This is a genomic window from Azospirillum sp. UFLA03-27, from assembly GCF_059803775.1.
The window spans coordinates 1-19,480 of sequence record NZ_JAUQTX010000121.1 but is presented as its reverse complement, the minus strand read 5'-3'; the positions used below and the strand labels follow the sequence as shown (position 1 = coordinate 19,480).

Sequence of the window (19,480 nt, the reverse complement as noted above, 5' to 3'; positions counted from 1 at the left end):
ACACCGTCTCCGGCCCGTGCCGGCGCTCGGCCTCCAGGAACCGGTCGGCGACGATGTCCAGCGCCTCGTCCCAGGAGATCGGCGCGAACTGGCCGGAGCCCTTGGGACCGGTGCGGCGCAGCGGCCGGGTCAGCCGGTCGGGGTGGTGCACCCGCTCGGCGTAGCGAGCAACCTTCGCGCAGATCACTCCCGCGGTGTAGCTGTTGTCGGCGCCGCCGCGGATGCGCCCGATGCGGCGCTCGTCCAGCACCTCGACCTCCAGCGCGCAGGTGGATGGGCAATCGTGCGGGCAGGCCGAAGCGTGCAGGCGGGGAGCGGTGCGGTTGGACATGGCTTTACAGATGGGTGCGGTATGGGGTCAGGGAAGGGCGGCGGTGCTGTGCAGCGTCACGCGCAGGCCGCCGTGCGACACCGACGGGCCGGATGGCCGGAAGGGGAGGCCGGTCGCCTGGGCCAGCGACGCCTCGTTGGTGACGAGACCGACCCGCCAGCCGGAAAAGCGCGACAGCAACGTCTGCCCGAGCGCGCCGTAGAGGGCGAACAGCGGCTTCTTTTCGCCGATCCGCGCGCCGTAGGGCGGGTTGACGATGACGAGGCCCGGCGGACCCTCCGGCGGCATCAGGTCGCTGACCGCGTGCTTCTGGAAGTCCGTCAGGGCGGCGACGCCTGCGCGCTCGGCGTTGGCGCGGCTCATGGCGATGGCCCCGCCGTCGCGGTCGCTGCCGTAAAAACGGACGGCGGGCGCGGTGCGTGTGCCTCCCGCGGAGCGCATCGCTTGCCACGTCGCGTCGTCGAAGGAGGCGAGCTGTTCGAAGGCGAAGCGGCGGCTGCGTCCGGGGTGCAGGCCGGCGGCGATCTCCGCCGCCTCGATGACGAAGGTGCCGGACCCGCACATCGGATCGACCACCGGCTCGGTCCCGTCGTAGCCGCAATGGTGCAGGAACAGGGCGGCCAGCGTCTCGCGCAGCGGGGCCTTGTGGATCTCCTCCTTGTGGCCGCGCTTGTGCAGGGACTCGCCCGAGGCGTCGACGCTGATGGTGCACAGGTCGTCGTCGATGCGGGCCTTGATGGACACCTCGGCCTCGGCGGAGATGGTGGCGCCCAGCTCTTCGGTAATAGCCCGCTCGATGCGCTGAGCGGTCGCCCCGGCGTGGTAGATGCGCGAGCCCTTGCAGGACGCCTCGACGCGGACCGGCACGTCGGAGCGCAGGAACTCGGCCCAGGGCACCCGGCGCGCCCGCTTGTCGAGCTGGGCGAGGTGGAAGGCGCGGAAGGAGGCGACGCGGGCCAGCACGCGGGTTGCGCCGCGCAGCTCCAGGTTTGCCCGCCAGACCGCCGGCCAGCCGCCGCGGACGGTGACCCCGCCCTTGATGGCGGTGGCGTCGCGGAAGCCCTTGGCCTTCACCTCCGCGCAGAGCACGGATTCCAGGCCCGGCGCGGTGACGATGAAGATCTCGAAATCGGTGCCGGTACGGTCGGCGGCGGCGGTGTCGCTGGTCATGGCCCCTAGATATCCCGAAGCCCGGCCGCCTTCGACATCTTTCTGGCAGCCGGCCCCCTTAACAACCGGCCCCCTAACAACCGGCCTTGTCGATAAGGGTGGTCAGCCGCTCGTAGCCGGCGCGGGTGAGATGCACCGGGTCCTTGTAGAGTGGGCAGGCGCCCTCCGCCGGGCAGGCGTCGCGCAGCGGGGTGTTGGCGTCAACCACGCGCAGGCCGGGACCGGCGAGGGCGCTCAGCCGCCGGTTCACATCGGCGATGCGTTCGGCGAAGATGGCGTTGCCGTCGCGCCGCGGCAGCAGGGCCAGCAGGGTGACGCAGGCGTCGGGGGCGAAGCGTTTCACGTCCATGGTGATGGCTTCGATGGAGGTGGTGATCTCCCCGGCGGAACGGTTCGGCAGATCGTTCGTCCCGATCAGGACCAGCGCGGACCTCAGCCCCATGCCCGGCCCGAAGGACTGCCGCACCCGCCACAGCAGGTTTCCCGTTGTGTCGCCCCCGGCCCCGAAATTCATCGGCTCCGCGTCGAATAGCCGGCGGGCAAGGTCGGGCGGCCAGCCGGCGATCAGGGAGTCTCCCAGCAGCATCGCCTTCGGGTCCTGCCGCCGCAGCGTTTCCATGCGCGTCGTCAGCCCGTCCGGATAGGGGGGCTGCATGCGCGGCCCGACAGGCGTTTCGCCCTGCGCCGGGACGGCCAGGACCACCAGCAGTGTGGCGATCCCGGCCCATCCCGCTTGGGTGATCCGACTCACGCCGCCTTCGCCGGAAGAGCGACGGCCGGGACCTGCTCAGGATGCAGGGCGGGCGGCGAGAGGTCTAGAACGGCGCGCTCCCCCTCGGTCAGCGGGCGCACGGCGTTCACGATCAACGCGACGGTCAGCGGTCCCTTCGTGGCGGGGGCGTCCAGCACGAGGTCGGTGGCCCGGCCGGGATGCACCTCGAACCGCTCCTCGGCCAGCGTCGTGCCGCCCTCCGTGGCGATAGAAACCGCGACGCGGAGCGGGACGGAGTCCCGAAGGGGGCAGCGCAGGGTGGCGCCGAGATGGAAGGGACCGGGCGCGTGCACACCGGTCCAGCGCAGCGTGGTGCCGGGCCGCTCCGGATCGGGGCCGTGCAGGCGGAACAGGCCCTCGTAAGGGCGGCACCAGCTGTTTCCGTTCAGCAGGTGGGCGGTTCCGGCGCGCAGGTCGCCCGTGATGGGCTTGCTCGTGTCCTGATCGGGGCCGAAGGGGAAGCGAAGCTGCACCAGCGCGTCCGGCGTGCCGATGCGCAGGGCGGCGTGGCGTTGCGCCCAGTCGTGGCAGGGGAACAGGCGCAGCGCGCCCTGGACGATGGAGAACCATGCCGCGGCGTCGATGTCGTCCGCCTGATGATAGTGGGCGAAGCGGGTGACGTAGCCGCGCATCAGGCCGGGGCGCTGCCAGTCCACATGGCCGATGCGGGTGGGATCGTCCGTCGCCTGAACCTCCAGCAGGGCGAAGTCGTCGTGGCCCGCAAGGACGGCCAGCGCGTCATGCAGCCCGTCGATGGTGGAGGGGGCGATGCCGGGGTTCGATTTCACGACGAAGATCACCCCACCCATCGCCGCCCGCGCAGTGAACTTGGCTTGGAGATACTGGATCTTTCGCGTCTCCCGGCGGTGCATCGCGCGCCGCGTCGCGTCGTCGTCACGGAAGACCAGCTGCCCGCCGCTGACGTCGGACTTCATCTCGCTGTGCCAGCCGATGCCATAGGCGGAATCCAGCACCATGCCGGTGCGCAGCGGTGACAGGTTCTCGAAGCGGTACATGCCCTCGAAGTTGGCGCGCAGCTTGGTCAGAAGCTGGTCGGGCTTCATCGACGCCCAGCGGAACAAGCTCCCCGCCTCGCAGGACAACCGGCGCAGGACGAAGCCGAATTCGCAATTGTCGCCCAGACTTTCAAATCGCAGAAGGTCGTCCGCGCCGATGCCGATGGTCATGCTGCTGTCCCGTTTCGCTGCCAAACCGTGGTTTTGGCAAGCCTAGCGCGAGCTGGTCCGGGCGCGTCAACGGGCGGTGGCGGCAGGGCCGAAAAGATCACCGCAAATTCGAGGTAATTCCTAAACCGTCCGGGTGACCTTGAGCAGATGGCGGGGCCGGTCGGGGTCGAAGCCGCGTGCCACCGCCAGCCGGGCCATGAAGGGGTAGAAGGCCTGGATCGCCGCGATGGGATCCAGCACCGGGTGCAGCGGCGGCGGCAGGGGCAAGGGCGTGTCGGCCAAGGCGAGCGCCCGCTCCTCGGCGGAGGCGACCAGCAGATGGGCGCCGGCCCGCTTCAGCGCACGGGCGGTCTCCAATACGCCGTCCAGCGTCTCGTCCCGCACCGCCACGACCAGCACGGGAAAGCCCGGCTCGATCAGCGCCATCGGACCGTGCATCACCTCCGCCGCGCTGAAGGGTTCGGCATGGGCTGCGGCGGTCTCCTTGAACTTCAGCGCCATTTCCTGCGCGATGGGATAGCTGCGGCCCCGCGCGACGATCAGCAGGCTGGACACGCCCCCCAGCACCGGCAGCGCCGCCGACCAGTCCGCAGCACCGGCTCGTTCCAGTTCGTGGGGCAGTTGCGAAAGGGCGTCGAGAAGCGCGCGGTCGTCCGTCCAGACGGCGGTCAGCCGGGCGATGGCCGCGAGACTGGCAACGAAGCTCTTGGTCGCGGCGACGCTCAACTCCGGCCCGGCGTGAAGCGGCAGGGGATGGGCGACCCGCTCCGCCAGCGGCGAGCCCTCCGCGTTGAGCAGCGCCGCCGTCAAAGCGCCGCCGGCCCGCGCCGCGTCCGCGACGCGCAGCAGGTCGGGGCTTTGGCCCGATTGGGAGATGGCCAGGACGAAGGCGTCCTTCACCCGCAGATCGGCGCCATAGGCCGTGACCACCGACGGCGCCGCCGAGGCGGTGACCAGCCCCAGCGCTGTTTCGAACAGGTAGCGGGCGTAACCGGCGGCGTGGTCGCTGCTGCCCCGCGCGATGGTCATCGCGAAGGGCGGCGGCACGGAGCGCAGCCGGTCGGCGAGGGCGGCCACCGCCGCGGCGTCGGAGTGGAGCAGGCGCCGCACCGCCGCGGGGGCGGCTGCGGCTTCCTGCATCATCAGGGGAGCGCTGGTCATGGGTCGGCCTCCGTTCCAGGCCGATCATAACACGGTCTTCCGGCCAACCTCACGCCGGGCCGGACGGTGCCTTCGCCAGAACGGCGGCGTCTGAGGTGTCCACGTCCTCCAACGAGGCGGGCTCGGCCTGGGGCGGTTTCCAGTTTCGCAGCCGGCTCACCATCGCGCCGGCCTGGGTCTTCCAGCGGTCGGCCTGGGCGCGCATCGATTCGCCGCCCTGAACCAGCAGGCGGCTGGGCAACGGGCCGGGCGTCTCGAAGGTGCCGATGTGAAGCGTCTCGACCGGATGCTTGCCGGCGAGGCCGCGCTTGAACTGGTAGACGCCGGGGTTGGTCTGGGCGTTCACCCCATGCAGGTCGTAGCGCAGCCCGCCGTTCGCCTTGATCCACAGCAGCGCCCGCCATTGCAGCAGATAGGCGGCGTTGACCCGCAGCCCGGCCTCCAGCGTGGCGGAGTTCTGCATCTGCCCGGTGGTGCCGAACAGCGATACGACGACCCCGGCCACCGGCCGCCCCTCGTGCATGGCGAGGAAGGCGCGCATCTTCCGCCGCGGCGGCAGCGCCTCGTTGATGCGGGTGAAGGTGCGACTGTCGTAGGCCTTGAAGCCCTTGCGGCGCTGCGTCTCGACGAAGATGTCGTCGATGGTCTCCAGCAGTTCGGCGTGGGAGCCTTCAACGACCTCGATCCCCATCCGCTCGGCCTTGTTCAGCCCGCGCCGCCAGTGGTGGGACAGGTTGGAGCGCAGTCCCGGTTCGTCCGGCGTCAGGTCGGTGATGAAGGTGCGGTAGGGGGCCTTCTCCTCCCGGAACCGCATTCCCAGCGAGGCCAGGGCCGCCGTCACCGCCTCCCCGTCCGCCTGGGAGACATGAGGCAGCAGGCGCAGCAGCAAGCCGCGCCGATCCGTGTATTCCGCCTTCAGCGCGTGCAGCGCGGTCATCAGGGCGGCGTGGTCGGGCTCCTGGCCGCGCGGGTGCCACATCGGCCCCCACATGACCAGAGCCAGGCCGCCGATGCCCGGCACGCGGCGCAGCAGCACCTGCACCGCGGCCACCGGGCGCCCGTCGCGCCGCACGACGAGGTGGCTCAACTCCCGCCCGGCGTGGGCGATGCGGCCATAATCCCAGGTCTGGAAGATGTTGGCGTCGTCGAAGCCATCGAGAATGGCGTACCAGCCGCTGCGGTCGACCCGGTCGATCTCGATGGAGGACGCGGGGCACAGGACATCGCCACCAAGCGCGTCGGTGTACATTCAGGTTTCTCCCCTGGAATTCACGGCGATCGTTTTTTGTGGAAGCGTTTGGTAACGGTTGGACGTTTGGTCACACGGTTCCGCCGGAGCGGTAGAAGGTGCTGAAGGCGGGGCGGGCCGAGAAGGCGGCCTGCGGGATGTCGAGCAGACGGCGCAGCCGGTCGCGCACCGCCGGTTCCAGGACCGCGGCGACCAGCAGGGCCACGGCGATGGACAGGGCGCCGCCCGTCACCGCGCCGGCCATGGAGGAGGCCCCGGCCTGCATCGCCAGTGCCTTGGCCGAGCCGCCGATCACCTCGTGCAGCAGGTAGAGCGGGTAGGTGGCCAACCCGACCACGCGCAGCAGGGCCAGCAGGGACGGCGGCAGCGTGGCGATCTCCGCCCGCCAGCGCGCCGAGGCGGCGATGGCGAGGAGCGACGCTCCCCAGATCAGCAGCGGGTTCATCCACAGATCGGCGAGGTTCAGCGGGACCGGCGAGCGCTCCACGAACTCCACCGACCGGGCGGTGATCTCCAGCGGCGCGGCGATCAGGGCCAGCAGGGCGGCGGCCATGCCCGTCCGGGTCAGCTTGCCGCACGACCACAGCCACAGGAAGATCCCCAGCGCGAAGAACACGCCGTGGCGCAGCAGCGTCATGTTCAGCATGCCGTACTCGAACTCCAGGAACGGCAGGTCGACGACGCCGAAGACGTGCAGGCTGTAGACGCCGAGATAGGCCGAGCTGGCGGCGGTCAGCGCCAGGGCGAACTGCGGCAGCCGGTGGAAATTCCCGCTGAACAGCAGCAGGAACACCGCGGCGTAGAAGGCGATCTCGACCGGCAGCGTCCAATAGGCCGACGCGATGTAGGGGCCGGCGGGCGCCAGCGAGAAGGAGGCGATGAAGCGCCGCGCCAGATCCGGGTCTGCACCGGGCATGAGCACAAGGGCGACGAGGCACAGGATGGAGCAGACCCAGGCCGCCGGATAGAGACGCAGCAGACGCGACCGGATGAAGGCGATCGGTGTGGCGTTGTTGGCCGAATTGGCGATGACGAAGCCCGATACCACGAAGAAGACCTGCACCCCGGCCCAGCCGGACCACATGACGTCGGCGACCGCGGGGTCGCGCCAGGTCAGGTGGAAGCCGGTGACCAGCAAAGCCGCGGCGAAGCGGACCATGTCGATCCCATAGACGTAATCGGCCCCGGACCTGTGACGGGCAGACCCGTCTCCCGGCAGAGTTTGCATGATCGGCGATTCAGGCACGATTCCTCCCTTCCTGCATGGGACGTGCCCATGTGCAGGTTCTCGACGTCTGTTGATTCCGGAAGACGAGCGCGGTGCGGCCTCAGGACGCAACTTGCGTGCTGCTGGGGAGCATACTCGTTGGGGCGCGCGGGTACAGGGGCCCGAACGGATTCAACAGGAAATCTGCGGGAGTATACTTTTCAGATGACCGGCCGTTACCGAAGCCATGGCACAAAGGGGAGGTGCGCGGCGCGAACGGTCCACCCGATCCCGGGCGTTTTACTTTGAAGGGATGCTCCGAAGAGCGAAAGGCACACGGCCCGCCCCTGGTCAGGCCGGGAACGGGCCGTGTGCTTGCCGGCTGGGCGGTTTGCCGCCAGTGCCGGACGGCCGGTGCCTTACTGGTAGTTCAGGCCGCCGTTGATGTTCAGGGTCGAGCCGGTGACGTAGCCGGCAATCTCCGACGCGAGGTAGGACACCGCGCCGCCGATCTCGTCCGGACGGCCCAGGCGCTTCATCGGAACGCTGTCGGTGATGGCTTGGCGGATGTCCTCACGGATGGCCATGACCATATCGGTGCCGATGTAGCCCGGGGCGATGGCGTTGACGGTGACGCCCTTGGTCGCCAGTTCGGCGGCCAGCGCCTTGGTGAAGCCGATCACGCCGGCCTTGGCGGCCGAGTAGTTGGTCTGGCCGGCCTGGCCCTTCACGCCGTTCACCGAGGAGATGTTGATGATACGGCCCCAGCCGCGCTCGGCCATCTTCGGCGACACCTGCTGGGTGACGTTGAACAGGCTGCTCAGGTTGGTGGCGATGACCGCATCCCACTGGGCCTTGTCCATCTTCGCGAAAAACTTGTCGCGGGTGATGCCGGCGTTGTTCACCAGGATGTCCACCGGGCCCAGGTCGGCCTCGATCTTGGCGACCATCGCCTTGCAGCTTTCGAAGTCGGAAACGTCGCCTTCCGCCACGTAGAACTTGAAGCCGAGGGCTTCCTGCTGGCCCAGCCAGGCGGCGGCCGGCTCGAAGTTCGGCAGGCAGTTCGCCGCCACGATGCAACCGTCCTTGGCCAGGGCCTGGCAGATGGCGGTGCCGAGACCGCCCATGGCACCGGTGACGAGCGCGATCTTCTGAGACATTACAATCGCTCCAGTAATAGAAACGGCCAGCTCCTGGTGAGGCAAGCCCGCTGGTGAACCGCAGAAGCAAAGGGGTTGCTTCTTGTTACGGATGCTGTCGTGCCGATGGTCCTTATGAGGGAGCCATCAACCGCGGCGGCAGGCATAACATAGAACAAGTCCGGCCCCGGGCCAATGCGCTGCAACATCGCAGATGCGAGCGGGTGCGATTTTTTACAGGAATGTCAATAAGAAATGACTTTTCAGAGTCTTACTGCACCGCACCAAGTGGTGTGACCAGTCGGATTTGGCTCAAATCCGCAGGATTCGCTCACCGGCCTTGAGCGCGAGCGGGAACAGCTTGGGCGCCACCGCCCCGAGAAGCCAGGGCCGCAGCTTCGCCAGAGCGGCCGGCGCCGCCAGCAGCACGAGCGTCGCGCCGCTGTGCGCCCATTGGCCGGCGGTCATCCGCTCGAACCCGTTCCACAGCAGGACCGCGCCGCTGCACAGCCCGGCGACGGCAGTGACGGCTTCCCCCAGCGCCTGGAGCGCGTCGATCCCCCACAGCGGGTTCGCCGAGGTGACCCGCTCCACCAGACGGCGCAGTTGAGCGGTCAGACGCGCCGCGGACGCGGCGTCGAACCGTCCATTCTCGACCGCGGCCCGGGGCAGGGCGACCAGGACGTCGCCGTCGGGCTGGATCGACACACGGACCGGAATGGTGCGCAAGCCGGCACCATTGTCGGGTGACGGCGTGGCGACCGGCACGCGCAGGCCGATCGTCCGTCCACCCTGGGCGAAGAACTGAAGAGTCAGCGCAATGCCATGCCCGCGCCGGGGAATCAGGCCGGCCTTGCCCCGGCGCAACCGCCCGACCATCTCGGTCAGGGCGTCGCGCCGCCAGGCGAAGCCATGCGGGAGGTCACTGAGGAAGCGCCGGCGCAGCGGGCTACCCCGTATCTCCCACCAGGGTGTTCACGGCTTTTCCGGCGAACCGGCCCAGAGCGTCGATCAGGAAGCTCCAATAGCGGAAGGAGACGTCCACCGCGTCCTTGTGGACGCTGATCATGACGCTGCTGCCGGCGTTGTCGCGGCCCTTCAGCAGGCGGGTGACCACGTCGCCGTCGATCTGGATCGTCGACTGCATGACCACCAGTTCGGTCCCGACGTCCCACGCCTTGCGGATGGTCACCACGTCCGCCGTCTTCAGCGCCGGCATGCGACGGACCTCCTCGGCCATGCCGCGCAGATAGCTGACGGTGTCCAGCCCGCGCCGCCGCAGCACGTCGTTGATCTGGTCGGAGTTGCGCTGGATGCGCATCAGGATCGGCGGCGCGTCGTGGTCGATCTCCGCCGCGGCGGATACCACGTCGGCGGTGGCGCCGGGCTGCCGGGCTGCGTCCAGGGTGCGGTCGGTCATCTCGCGCAGCCAACTCGCCACCTCGCGCAGGTCGTCGAAGACCTTCAGCGTGGTGCCGCGGGCGGGGTCGTTGCCCGGCAGGTCGCGGCTGAAGAAGAACGGGTCGTAGCGGTCGGGCCGGGCGGTGTCGGGTGGCGGGGCGAACGGGGCCAGCCCCCAATGGAACGTCTCCGAGATCCGGCCGGCCCAGGGGGCGAGGATCGCCGTCTCGCGGCTGCCGAAGACGTCCAACTGCTCGCACAGGAAGACATAGTATTCCTGCGCCAGATCGATCAGCGCATCCCCCGCCAGCGGCATCTTTTCCGCCGAGATGCCGGTTTTCAGCACAGTGTTGATTTCGAGCGCGAGAAGGTTGCGCGCCAGATCGACGAACTGGGACATCGGCCACCTTGCTGGGTTGGGGGGAGGGCGTCGGGGAGGTGGCTGCGGTGCGGCGACGTCCCGCCGCCCGGAAGGCGGGTCAGCCGGTGCGGCCGGAGATATGGACGGCCAGATCGCGGATCGCCTTCAGGTTGGTGCTGACGATGTCGCTGCTCTTGGTCACCTGGGCGAGGTGAAATTCGGTCAGGCTGTGGTAGGCGGTGTTGGTCGCGAAATCACGGCTGATCAGGTTCTCGATGTCGCCGGTGACCAGATTGACCTGGGTCTGGAACGCCTCGATGGTCGTGCCGGCTTTCGGACGGCAGGTGAAGCCGACCTGATTGGGATCGTCCTGGACCACGTCGATGTCGGCGATCGCAGTCACCACCGTCAGCGTCACCAGCCGGTCCAGCTTGTCCGCGATGGTGTTCAGCAGGGAGTTCGCCTTGCCCTGCTCGTTCTGGATGACGGCGGCGCCGCTCGGCGGAGGCGCGGCTGGAGCCGCGGGCGCCTGGACGGCCGGCAATTGGGCAGTGGAGGCGGACGGGTTGGCGACGGCGGTATCGGACATGATGGTACCCTTTTGGGGACGGATGGCGGAACGCTGCCAAGCATCGCGCAAGAGTCGCATTCTGTCCAATGACCGCTATCGGCACGGAGGCGTGATAAAAAAATTCCCGTTCGCATGGCCCTTTTCAGGATTCTACTCGCGCAGCAGGGCGTCGATGGCGTCGCGCAGTTCGCGCAGCTCCCGCCGTTGGTCCTCGGCCAGCGCGTGGCCAGACGCGCGCAGGTTGTGGATCTTGTCCACATTGCTGCGCAGCGCACGCAAGGCGGGGGCCGCGGACGGGGTGGCCGGGAGGGCCGCCTTGCGCTCCTGCTTGGCGTTTCGCACGTCCTTGACGGTCAACCCGTCGCCGGCCCGCTTCCAGAGCGCGAGCTGGATCGCCTCGTCGGGCAACTCCGCCAACTCCATGAGAAGGGACACGGAGACGGTGGTCCGGTCCGGAGCCTCCTCCAGGATGCGGGCGGGCAGGCGCAGGATGCCCAGGAGGCGGGCCACATACTCCTGCGACTTGCCGATCAGGACGGCGGCCTGCTCCTGCGTCAGCCCCTTGTCGCCGATCAGCCTAGCGAGCGTCAAAGCAAGGTCGATGGGGTGCAGGTCGACGCGCTGGGCGTTCTCGATCAGGGCCAGCGCCTGAACGTCGTCGGTGTCGATGACCAGCGCCGGGATGGTATCCCGCTCCAGCGTGCGGAAGGCCCAGTAGCGCCGCTCCCCCGCCACGATCTGGAAGCGGTCGGGGGCGACCTCCCGCACGTTGATCGGCTGCAGCAGGCCCCGCTCGCCGATCGAGGCGGCCAGCGCCGCGATGTCGGCCCCGCGGGCGTTGCGCCGCGGCTGGTCGGGGTTGGGCTCCACCTGATCCAGCGGGATTTCGCGGTGACGCATCTTGCCGGACAGGCCGAACAGGGCGGCGTTGCTGCCCCCGCCGCTGCCGGTGCGGCTGAGCGCCCGCTTGAACAGGCCGGCGTTGGAGGTGTCGAGCTTACGCGCCATGGCGCATCTCCTCCCCGGCGAGAGCCAGCAGGGCGTCGGCGATCTCGCGGTAGCTTTCCGCGCCCGCGGAGTTCGGGTTGTAGGCAAGGCCGGGGCGCCCGGCCATCACGCTCTTGGAATAGTCGGCGGCCCGTTTGACCGGCGAGAAGAGGTGGAGCTGCTCCGCAGCGGCAAGCTCGCGCAGCTCCTTCATCACCGTCTCGTCCTGGAGGCGGCGCGGGCTGTACATGGTCGGCAGGATGCCGAGAATCTGCAGGCGCGGGTTCACCAGCTCGCGCACGCCGGCGATGGTCTCGAACAGCTGCGGGATGCCCATCATCGACAGCATCTCCGTCTGGGTCGGAATCAGCAGCTGGTCGGCGGCGTTCAGCACCGAGACGGTCAGTTCGCCCAGATGCGGCGGGCAGTCCAGCACCACGAAGTCGTACTGGCCGGCAAGCTGCGCGATCTTGGCACGCAGGATCAGCGTGCCGTTGGGCTGGCGCAGCAGCTCCCGGTCGGTCGCCGCCAGCGAGATGGAGGAGGGCAGCAGATCGAAGGCGCCGTCGCAGACCGGGGTCATGAACTCCCGCATCGGGCGGCTGGCCTTCAGCGCGTGGGTCAGGGTCGCCTTGGCCAGCTCCCGCTCGTGCGGATCGACGCCCAGATGCACCGTGGCGTTGGCCTGCGGGTCGCAGTCGATCAGCAGCACGCGCCGCCCCGATTGGGCGAGCAGCCACGCGACGTTGACGCAGGTGGTCGTCTTGGCGACTCCGCCCTTCTGGTTGGCGGCGCAGAACACCACCGGGGCCGCCCGCACCGCCGCGGCGGGGATGCCCACCGGCTCCGTCACGGTCTTCAGGGCGCCCGCGACGATCTGCGGGATCCGCTCCGCCCCGGTTTCCCAGCGGGAGATCTTGGCGCGGTCGTAGCGCCGGTTCAGCCGTTCGTTCAGCCAGCCGACCAGAGCCTGCTGGTTCATGCCGCGCTGTTCGCGGTAGCGGCGCAGCTCCTCGCCGCTCATCTCGTGGGCCACGGGGGCATCCCTTATTTGGGGTGATCGCACGGGCACCATGAGTCATGTTGATGGTGGTGTCAACATCCGTGCCGCACATGTGATGACGATCCGAAGCGGAGACAGAACTGCGGCCCGGAGTGGAACAAGGAGGGCGCGCTGCGGCTTTCCTGTGGTGCGAAAGGCCGCTATGGTCGCGGCCGAAAATCCTGCGCCAGGAATCGTGAGGGAAACCCAATGGACGCCGACTCCATCCGCGCCGCCTACCGGCGCTACGCGCGCTTCTACGACCCCGTCTTCGGAAACCTGCTGGCGTCCGGCCGGCACGCCGCCGTGAAGTGGATCAACCGGCGGGGCGGCCTGCGTGTTCTGGAGGTGGGCGTGGGCACGGGCATCTCCCTGTCCGACTACCGCAAGGACAACCGCGTGGTCGGCATCGACCTGTCGTCGGACATGCTGCGCGTCGCCCAGGACCGGGTTGACCGCGAGCGGCTGGAAAATGTGGAGGGGCTGCTGGAGATGGACGCTGGCACGCTGGCCTTCGCCGACGGCAGCTTCGACCTCGTCGTCGCCATGTATGTGATGACGGTGGTCCCCGACCCGCAGGGCACGATGAACGAGCTGGAGCGCGTCTGTCGGCCCGGCGGCGACATCCTGATCGTCAACCACTTCGCCGCCGACAAGCCGGGCGTTCGCCGCTCGGTGGAGAACTGGATGGCGCCCTTCTCCAAGAAGCTGGGCTGGCGGCCCGACTTTACGCTGGACACGCTGATGTCCGGCTCCCGCCTGAAGGTGGAGGAACTGCAGACCGTTCCGCCCTTCGGGCTGTTCAGCCTGCTGCACTGCCGCCGCGAGGCCGCCACGCCCGCCTGATGCCTGTTCCTTCTCCCCCCTGGGAGAAGGTTGGGATGAGGGGGGCGCCGAAGGCGGCCCACTTCACTTTGCGAAGCGAGAACTTTTCTCCGCCCGGCCGGCCGTAAATCCCCCTTGCCCAACCCTCTCCCCAGAGGAGGGCTTTGCGATAGGGCCGGATTTTGGACTCTATTTGAATATCGCGCGGCCAAGCAGGACCGGATTCCTGTTTGGCCGCGAATTTCCCGTCCCAAAGCGGCCTAATGGCGGCCGAAGTCGGGGTTTTACCCGACGCTCGGCGGCCTGCGGACGGATCTCGCCCTTCAGCCCGCTCCAACGCCGGCGGCACGGCGCAGGTCGTCGGCGCAGCAGGCGAGCAGGACCTGCACGTGATTGCGCGCTTGGGTGAAAAAGCGCATACGGCGCAAGCCGTACTGCTCCTTGAACACGGCGAACGGTCGTTCCACGGCGAAGCGGACCTGGGCAAGAAGGCGGTTGCGTCGCTTGGGCCAGGGCGAAAAGACCGGATGGTGCTTGTCGGGCCGCATCATGATGCCATCGCGGATGCCACGCTCCTTCAGCCACGCGCGGCGGGCCTTGCTGCTGTAACCCTGGTCGGCCAGCACCATCGCCTCGTCCCCGCACACCAGTTGGTCGCCCAGCTCGGTATCGGTCACCGAGGCGGCGCTCACCGCTACGGTGCGGATCAGTGTGTGCGCCTGGTCGATCCCGACGTGAACGCGCAACCCCCTCACCGGCCCTTCGGGCCACCCTCTCCCCAAGGGGGAGAGGGTTAAGTTACGGCCCCCTGTCCGCCGCTACATCAGCGGCAGACCATCCTTGAACGCTGCCTTGATCTCCGCCCCGCGCGCCTCGGGATTGCGCACCTCGGCCAGCCGCAGCCAGTCGAGGAAATCGCCGTGCCGCTCGACATGGGCGGCCAGACCCAGCGTGTGCTCGCGGGCCAGGCGCTCGGCCAGTTCGCCGTCGCGCCGCTCCAACGCCCGGATGATGTCACGGTGCTCGTGCATCGACTGTTCGGCCCGGTTGTCCTGCCGGATCGACAGCTTGCGGATGGCCCGCATGTGGATGAACAGGTTGTCGGTCAGCGTTTCCAGGATGCGTGCCCGGCTGAGGCGGATGATCGCCTTGTGGAACTCGATGTTGGCGTCGGAATATTCCTGGATGTTGTCGGAGGGTGCCTGCTCCTCGAAGCTGCGGAAGATGTTCCACAGCGTGCCGATGTCCTCCTCGGTGGCGCGCTCGGCGGCGAGGCGGGTCGCCATGCTTTCCAGTGCCGCCCAGGCGATGATCATCTCGATGATCTCGGTCTTGGTCTTGCGGACGATGTAGATTCCCCGCCGCGGCTCCAGCCGCACCAGACCTTCCTGCTCCAGCAGGGTCAGGGCCTCGCGGATCGGGGTCCGGCTGACGCCCAGCAGGCCGCTGAGCTGGCGTTCGTCCAGCCGAACGTCGCCGGGGTGGTCGTAGATGTCCATCTGAATGATGGCCTGCTTCAGCTTTCGGTAGACCTGGTTGCGGAAGGTGGCGCCGGAATCCAGCGGTTGGACGGACAGTTCGGGTGGCGGCATCGGGCTGCTCCTTCGATGGGGCGGATGGCCGGGAGATCACCCGACGAAGCGGTTCCGGTTGAGATGCTCCTCCACGCGCTTCACGCCGCTGACACCGCTCGCCGCGGTGTGCAGGGCGCGGCGCTGCTCCTCGCTGTCGACCATGCCCCAGAGCTGCACGACCCCGTCGTTGACGACGATGTTGATCCGATCAAGGTCCACCCAGGACTGTCCGTCCAACGCCTGCAGCAGCGCGGCGCGAATCGCCTCGTCGCCGGACGCACCGAAGCCGGCGGCACCGCGCCGGTTGCGGAGCAGACCGTGCAGCAGGTTGGCCCGGCTGATGATGCCGACCGGACGCCCATCGACCAGGACGGGCGCGCGCTTGATCCGCTTGTCCTCCATCAGGTCGGCGATCTCGGCGATCTCCGTGTCGGGCGAGACGGCCTGGACCGGGCGCGACATGACGTCGCGCGCGCAGCGCCCATGGGTCTTCAAAAAATCGGCGGCCTGCACGTTGCGGCCCACCAGCATCTCCAGCCAGCGGGCGCGCGGACGGTCGGTTCCCGTCTCCACCCGGCGCAAAAGGTCCCCCTCGCTGATGATGCCGACCGCGCGGCCATCCTGGTCCACCACCGGCAAGCCGCTGATCCGATGGGTCAAAAGCAGTTCCGCAATGTCCGGCACGGGGGTATCCAGCGCCACCGTGATGACCGGCGATGTCATGACATCCTTCGCTTGCATCTCGACGTTCCTCCCTGAACTGGCGGTGCGGAGCCTGTGTCCGGCTCCTGCTGCGTGTCTGGTATACGAAATGCTACGTTTCTTATCCCTTGCTCCCCAACGGACTTTGCGCCATCTCTGCTGCAACGCAGCATGAGTGTGGTCAGAGTCCGGAGTTCCCCATGTTGGAGAGTCTTGCCGTCGTGTTCGCTCTGGCCGGGTTGGCCGCCGTGGTGACGGAGATTTTGCGGAACGATCCGGGCCTCATCTCCGAGATCACCAGCGATGTGCGCGCCATGGCCCTGCCGAGCCGTTTTCGGGCGGTCCGGGGCGGTCGCTGCCGCGAGCCCCGTCGCCCTTCTTCCTGCTGAGAAGTTCTCAAGCCGGATCGGTTTCCGCGACGGCGCGGCGGCGGTTGATGCTGCGGGCCATCAGGAAGCCGGCCGTCATCACCCCCAGCGCCGCGACGAAGGGTGCCGTCCCGGTCAGCACCGGCAGGCTTTCCGTCACGTGGGAATGGATGCTCGGGTCGGTGAGGATGACTTCCGCCGCGATGTAGCCGAGCAGCCCCGCGCCGGCATAGACCAGGGCCGGCAGCCGTTCGATGGCCTTCAGGATCAGCGTGCTGCCGAAGACGATCAGCGGAATGCTGATGGCCAACCCGAGGATCAGCAGGACCGTGTTGCCGTGCGAGGCGGCGGCGATGGCGATGACGTTGTCCAGGCTCATCACCGCGTCGGCGATCACGATGGTGCGGACCACCCCCCACAGCCCGGCGGAGGTGCCTGCATGTTCCGCCTGCTCCTCCTCCTCGGTGGGCAGCATGAGCTTGATGGCGATCCAGAACAGCAGCGCCCCGCCGATGATCTTCAGGTACGGGATGGCCAGCAGATAGGCGATGATGACGGCGAACAGCACGCGCAGCACGATGGCCGCGGCGGTGCCAAGGAAGACGCCGATCTTCTGTTGTTTCGGCGGCAGCGAGCGGCAGGCCAGCGCGATGACCAGCGCGTTGTCGCCGCTCAGCAGGATGTCGATCCAGATGATCTGGAGCAGAGCGATCATGAAATCGGACGTGTCCATCGTCCCAAACCCCCCGATGTGAGAAGAAGGCCCCCCGCCGGCCTTCCCGTCCCGGAGGCCGGCGGGGGAGTGGGTGGAGCTATGTCACGGGGATGACTATTTCACCGGGATCACCTCGGTCCCGCCGTCCTGCCGGGACTGCCGCTTGCGCAGCAGGGCGGATAGCACCGGCCAGAACAGCATGACCAGCGCCAGGGTGACGATGCTGCCGACCAGCGGGTTGGACCAGAAGATCGCCAGATCGCCCTGCGACACCAGCATGGCCTGCCGGAAGGAGCTTTCCGCCATGTCGCCCAGCACCAGGGCCAGCACCAGCGGGGCCAGCGGGTAGGACAGCTTCTTGAAGACGTAGCCGACGACGCCGAACACCAGCATCATGACGATGTCGAGGAAGGCGTTGTGCACCGTGTAGGCGCCGACCGCGCAGATCACCACGATGACCGGCGCGATGATGCTGAAGGGGATGCGCAGGATCGAGGCGAAGACCGGAACCGTGGTCAGCACCACGATCAGCCCGGCGATGTTGCCCAGATACATGCTGGCGATCAGGCCCCAGACAAACTCCTTCTGTTCGACGAACAGCAGCGGGCCGGGCTGGAGCCCCCAGATCAGCAGGCCGCCCAGCAGCACCGCCGCGGTGGGCGAGCCGGGGATGCCCAGAGTCAGCATGGGCAGCAGCGCGCTGGTGCCGGCCGCGTGGGCCGCGGTTTCCGGGGCGACCACGCCCTCCACCTCGCCGTTGCCGAAATTCTGGCGGTTCTTGGAGAAGCGCTTGGCGAGGCCGTAGCTCATGAAGGAGGCCGGGGTGGCGCCGCCGGGCGTGATGCCCATCCAGCAGCCGACGATGGAGCCGCGGATGGCGGTGACCCAGTAGCGGGGCAGGCTCTTCCAGGTCTCCCAAACGACCTTGGCGTTGATCTTGGCACTCTTGCCCTTGAAGGCCAGCCCCTCCTCCATGGTCAGGAGGATTTCGCCGATGCCGAACAGGCCGATGACCGCGATCAGGAAGTCGAAGCCGCGCAGCAGCTCCACCGACCCGAAGGTCATGCGCAGCTCGCCGGTCACGCTGTCCAGCCCGACCGCGGCCAGCGCGAATCCCAGCATCATGGCGCACAGCACCTTGAAGGGGGATTCGCTGCCCATGCCGACGAAACTGCAGAATGTCAAAAGCTGGACCGCGAAGAATTCCGCCGGGCCGAAGCGCAGGGCGAAGCCGGCGATCACCGGGGCCAGGAAGGTGATGAGCAGGACCGCCACGAACGCCCCGAAGAAGGACGAGGTGAAGGCCGCCGTCAGCGCCTCGCCCGCGTGGCCCTTCTGCGCCATGGGGTGGCCGTCGAAGGTGGTCGCCACCGACCAGGGCTCGCCCGGTATGTTGAACAGGACCGAGGTGATGGCCCCGCCGAACAACGCTCCCCAATAAATACAGGAGAGCATGATGATGGCGGAGGTCGGCGACATGCTGAAGGTCAGGGGCAGCAGAATCGCCACCCCGTTCGCCCCGCCCAGCCCCGGCAGCACGCCGATCAGGACGCCCAGCGTGATGCCGATGAACATGTAGGCGATGTTCATAGGATCGGCGAGCACGCCGAACCCGTGTATGAGTGACCCGAGCGCTTCCAAGTTTCCCTCCCTTTCCGGCATCCGCGCCCGTTCCGTTTGGAAAGGTCGCGTCTTGAGTGCGCAGGACGGGGTTCGTCCCCGCCGCATGGGCTGGTTCGTCGCGGATGCCCACCGCTGCTTCGGTGTGCGCGGCCGTTCCCGCGGCCGCCCCGGCATTTAAAAACTGGACTGGTAAAAACTGGACCCGTCAGAACCCGAACATCGTCTCCACCGGTCCCTTGGGAAGCGGAACCAGGAACCAGATCTCGAACATCACGAAGAGGCCCGCGGGCACGAGGATGGCGACTGGCAGGATCGTCTTGAGCGGATACTTGCCCACCCAATGCATGAAGAAGGCGATGAACAGCACCGCCGACAGATAGATGCCCAGGAAGGCCGTCAGGATCACGAAGACGGCGCTGGGGACCAGCACCTTGAGAACCAGGGCGAGCTGGTGCTTCTCGACGAAGGCGGTCCGTTCGCCGCTGTGGCGCCAGAGGTTGACAGCCAGCGTGGCCAGACTGCTGACCAGCATGATCAGGCCGACATAGAAGGGGAAGTAACCGGCCTTCGGCCCGTCGGCCCCCCAGCCGTTGCCGACGCGGATGCTGTCGGCCATCACCACCAGGGCGACGAGGGCGAACAGCCCGGCGACGACGATCTCCATGGTCCGGTTCGAGACGACCGGATCACTGTTCTGCGTTTCATGCTCCATGGCTCACTCCCACGAAAACCCGAAAGGTTGGGGAGGGCGCCCGGGGCGCGATGCCCCGGGGGCCGCGCGTCGGACGGGAGGGGCTATTGCTTGGTGAAGCCCGCCTTGTCCATCAGCGTCTTATGCTGGGTTTCCGCCGCGGTCAGCCAAGTCTTGAACTCGTCGCCGGTCTTGAAGCTGACGTTGAAGGCCCCTTTCGCCATGAAGTCCTTCCACTCCTCCGTCTCGCGGACTTTCTTGAAGAGGTCCACATAGTAGGCGATCTGCTCCGGCGTGACGCCCGGCCCCATGAAGATGCCGCGCAGCATGGTGTATTCCACGTCCAGCCCGGATTCCTTGCAGGTCGGGATGCTGTTCCACGACTTGCCGTCGGCCACCGGCTC

General features: G+C 68.0%; 22 protein-coding genes. 2 read left to right on the top strand and 20 right to left on the bottom strand.

Annotation, left to right across the window (positions count from 1 at the left end; genetic code table 11):
• From Q4I23_RS18350 to Q4I23_RS18290, 13 genes are all read right to left on the bottom strand, one after another.
• Positions 1–331: molybdopterin-dependent oxidoreductase (locus Q4I23_RS18350; RefSeq protein WP_498527132.1), on the bottom strand; the 331-nt coding region annotated here is incomplete at its 3' end.
• Positions 332–358: 27 nt separating this feature from the next.
• Entirely contained in the window at positions 359–1,501 is a 1,143-nt protein-coding gene (locus Q4I23_RS18345; RefSeq protein WP_498527131.1) for a THUMP domain-containing class I SAM-dependent RNA methyltransferase, read from the bottom strand.
• A gap of 73 nt (positions 1,502–1,574) precedes the next feature.
• Positions 1,575–2,252 carry a GDSL-type esterase/lipase family protein gene (locus Q4I23_RS18340; protein ID WP_498527130.1) on the bottom strand — a complete coding sequence of 226 codons (678 nt, stop codon included), beginning with the start codon at positions 2,250–2,252 and terminating at the stop codon, positions 1,575–1,577.
• Positions 2,249–3,460, bottom strand: a complete 1,212-nt coding sequence (locus Q4I23_RS18335) for a hypothetical protein (protein WP_498527129.1) — start codon at positions 3,458–3,460, stop codon at positions 2,249–2,251. Before Q4I23_RS18335 ends, Q4I23_RS18340 begins: the two co-directional genes overlap by 4 nt.
• A 120-nt stretch (positions 3,461–3,580) precedes the next feature.
• Positions 3,581–4,621, bottom strand: a complete 1,041-nt coding sequence (locus Q4I23_RS18330) for an SIS domain-containing protein (RefSeq protein ID WP_498527128.1) — start codon at positions 4,619–4,621, stop codon at positions 3,581–3,583.
• Between the two features lie 49 nt (positions 4,622–4,670).
• Positions 4,671–5,870: a lipid II:glycine glycyltransferase FemX gene (locus Q4I23_RS18325; protein WP_498527127.1), complete on the bottom strand. Its 1,200-nt coding sequence runs from the start codon at positions 5,868–5,870 to the stop codon at positions 4,671–4,673.
• A 70-nt stretch (positions 5,871–5,940) separates the two neighbouring features.
• Positions 5,941–7,116, bottom strand: a complete 1,176-nt coding sequence (locus Q4I23_RS18320; RefSeq protein WP_498527126.1) for an acyltransferase family protein — start codon at positions 7,114–7,116, stop codon at positions 5,941–5,943.
• A gap of 380 nt (positions 7,117–7,496) precedes the next feature.
• Positions 7,497–8,237 carry a beta-ketoacyl-ACP reductase gene (locus Q4I23_RS18315; protein WP_035669664.1) on the bottom strand — a complete coding sequence of 247 codons (741 nt, stop codon included), beginning with the start codon at positions 8,235–8,237 and terminating at the stop codon, positions 7,497–7,499.
• Positions 8,238–8,528: 291 nt separating this feature from the next.
• On the bottom strand, positions 8,529–9,095 hold the full coding sequence (locus Q4I23_RS18310) for a hypothetical protein (protein WP_498527125.1): 567 nt from the start codon (positions 9,093–9,095) through the stop codon (positions 8,529–8,531).
• Between the two features lie 70 nt (positions 9,096–9,165).
• On the bottom strand, positions 9,166–10,017 hold the full coding sequence (locus tag Q4I23_RS18305; RefSeq protein ID WP_454016421.1) for a DUF8581 family protein: 852 nt from the start codon (positions 10,015–10,017) through the stop codon (positions 9,166–9,168).
• A gap of 79 nt (positions 10,018–10,096) precedes the next feature.
• A complete protein-coding gene (locus Q4I23_RS18300) occupies positions 10,097–10,567 on the bottom strand; it encodes a hypothetical protein (protein WP_454016422.1) in 471 nt (156 codons plus the stop codon).
• A 132-nt stretch (positions 10,568–10,699) separates the two neighbouring features.
• Complete coding sequence (locus tag Q4I23_RS18295) at positions 10,700–11,557, bottom strand: ParB/RepB/Spo0J family partition protein (RefSeq protein ID WP_498527124.1); 858 nt, start codon at positions 11,555–11,557, stop codon at positions 10,700–10,702.
• The gene (locus tag Q4I23_RS18290; protein ID WP_454016424.1) at positions 11,547–12,572 is read right to left on the bottom strand and encodes an AAA family ATPase; all 1,026 of its coding nucleotides are present in this window, start codon (positions 12,570–12,572) and stop codon (positions 11,547–11,549) included. The genes Q4I23_RS18295 and Q4I23_RS18290 overlap by 11 nt, the downstream gene beginning before the upstream one ends.
• Before the next feature lie 216 nt (positions 12,573–12,788).
• Here Q4I23_RS18290 and Q4I23_RS18285 point away from each other — a divergent pair, with 216 nt between their 5' ends.
• Positions 12,789–13,424 (top strand): class I SAM-dependent methyltransferase, encoded by a 636-nt coding sequence (locus tag Q4I23_RS18285; protein WP_145624388.1) that lies wholly within the window; start codon positions 12,789–12,791, stop codon positions 13,422–13,424.
• A 302-nt stretch (positions 13,425–13,726) separates the two neighbouring features.
• Here the strand turns inward: Q4I23_RS18285 and Q4I23_RS18280 are convergent, their stop codons facing one another.
• The 3 genes from Q4I23_RS18280 to Q4I23_RS18270 form a co-directional block, all read right to left on the bottom strand.
• Positions 13,727–14,149 carry a transposase gene (locus Q4I23_RS18280; RefSeq protein WP_498527123.1) on the bottom strand — a complete coding sequence of 141 codons (423 nt, stop codon included), beginning with the start codon at positions 14,147–14,149 and terminating at the stop codon, positions 13,727–13,729.
• A gap of 72 nt (positions 14,150–14,221) precedes the next feature.
• Entirely contained in the window at positions 14,222–14,995 is a 774-nt protein-coding gene (locus Q4I23_RS18275; RefSeq protein ID WP_454016426.1) for a GntR family transcriptional regulator, read from the bottom strand.
• A 36-nt stretch (positions 14,996–15,031) separates the two neighbouring features.
• Positions 15,032–15,700: a CBS domain-containing protein gene (locus Q4I23_RS18270; protein WP_498527122.1), complete on the bottom strand. Its 669-nt coding sequence runs from the start codon at positions 15,698–15,700 to the stop codon at positions 15,032–15,034.
• 179 nt (positions 15,701–15,879) lie between these two features.
• On the opposite strand from Q4I23_RS18270, the gene Q4I23_RS18265 reads away from it, so the two are divergent.
• Entirely contained in the window at positions 15,880–16,068 is a 189-nt protein-coding gene (locus Q4I23_RS18265) for a hypothetical protein (protein ID WP_237907255.1), read from the top strand.
• 7 nt (positions 16,069–16,075) lie between these two features.
• Here Q4I23_RS18265 and Q4I23_RS18260 read toward each other — a convergent pair whose 3' ends face one another.
• The 4 genes from Q4I23_RS18260 to Q4I23_RS18245 all read right to left on the bottom strand — a co-directional run.
• Positions 16,076–16,780, bottom strand: coding sequence for a TerC family protein (locus Q4I23_RS18260; protein ID WP_498527121.1), 705 nt, complete (start codon positions 16,778–16,780; stop codon positions 16,076–16,078).
• 96 nt (positions 16,781–16,876) lie between these two features.
• Positions 16,877–18,367, bottom strand: coding sequence for a tripartite tricarboxylate transporter permease (locus tag Q4I23_RS18255; protein WP_454016429.1), 1,491 nt, complete (start codon positions 18,365–18,367; stop codon positions 16,877–16,879).
• A gap of 223 nt (positions 18,368–18,590) precedes the next feature.
• The gene (locus Q4I23_RS18250; RefSeq protein WP_454016430.1) at positions 18,591–19,097 is read right to left on the bottom strand and encodes a tripartite tricarboxylate transporter TctB family protein; all 507 of its coding nucleotides are present in this window, start codon (positions 19,095–19,097) and stop codon (positions 18,591–18,593) included.
• An 83-nt stretch (positions 19,098–19,180) separates the two neighbouring features.
• The coding region (locus Q4I23_RS18245; RefSeq protein WP_498527120.1) for a hypothetical protein at positions 19,181–19,480 on the bottom strand (300 nt) is incomplete at its 5' end.

Coding starts and splice junctions, on each gene's coding strand:
- Q4I23_RS18305 (WP_454016421.1), bottom strand. CDS start 10,017: ATGTCCCAGTTCGTCGATCTGGCGCGCAACCTTCTCGCGCTCGAAATC.
- Q4I23_RS18345 (WP_498527131.1), bottom strand. CDS start 1,501: ATGACCAGCGACACCGCCGCCGCCGACCGTACCGGCACCGATTTCGAG.
- Q4I23_RS18275 (WP_454016426.1), bottom strand. CDS start 14,995: ATGCCGCCACCCGAACTGTCCGTCCAACCGCTGGATTCCGGCGCCACC.
- Q4I23_RS18335 (WP_498527129.1), bottom strand. CDS start 3,460: ATGACCATCGGCATCGGCGCGGACGACCTTCTGCGATTTGAAAGTCTG.
- Q4I23_RS18310 (WP_498527125.1), bottom strand. CDS start 9,095: ATGGTCGGGCGGTTGCGCCGGGGCAAGGCCGGCCTGATTCCCCGGCGC.
- Q4I23_RS18330 (WP_498527128.1), bottom strand. CDS start 4,621: ATGACCAGCGCTCCCCTGATGATGCAGGAAGCCGCAGCCGCCCCCGCG.
- Q4I23_RS18285 (WP_145624388.1), top strand. CDS start 12,789: ATGGACGCCGACTCCATCCGCGCCGCCTACCGGCGCTACGCGCGCTTC.
- Q4I23_RS18265 (WP_237907255.1), top strand. CDS start 15,880: ATGTTGGAGAGTCTTGCCGTCGTGTTCGCTCTGGCCGGGTTGGCCGCC.
- Q4I23_RS18325 (WP_498527127.1), bottom strand. CDS start 5,870: ATGTACACCGACGCGCTTGGTGGCGATGTCCTGTGCCCCGCGTCCTCC.
- Q4I23_RS18295 (WP_498527124.1), bottom strand. CDS start 11,557: ATGGCGCGTAAGCTCGACACCTCCAACGCCGGCCTGTTCAAGCGGGCG.
- Q4I23_RS18300 (WP_454016422.1), bottom strand. CDS start 10,567: ATGTCCGATACCGCCGTCGCCAACCCGTCCGCCTCCACTGCCCAATTG.
- Q4I23_RS18250 (WP_454016430.1), bottom strand. CDS start 19,097: ATGGAGCATGAAACGCAGAACAGTGATCCGGTCGTCTCGAACCGGACC.
- Q4I23_RS18260 (WP_498527121.1), bottom strand. CDS start 16,780: ATGGACACGTCCGATTTCATGATCGCTCTGCTCCAGATCATCTGGATC.
- Q4I23_RS18270 (WP_498527122.1), bottom strand. CDS start 15,700: ATGACATCGCCGGTCATCACGGTGGCGCTGGATACCCCCGTGCCGGAC.
- Q4I23_RS18315 (WP_035669664.1), bottom strand. CDS start 8,237: ATGTCTCAGAAGATCGCGCTCGTCACCGGTGCCATGGGCGGTCTCGGC.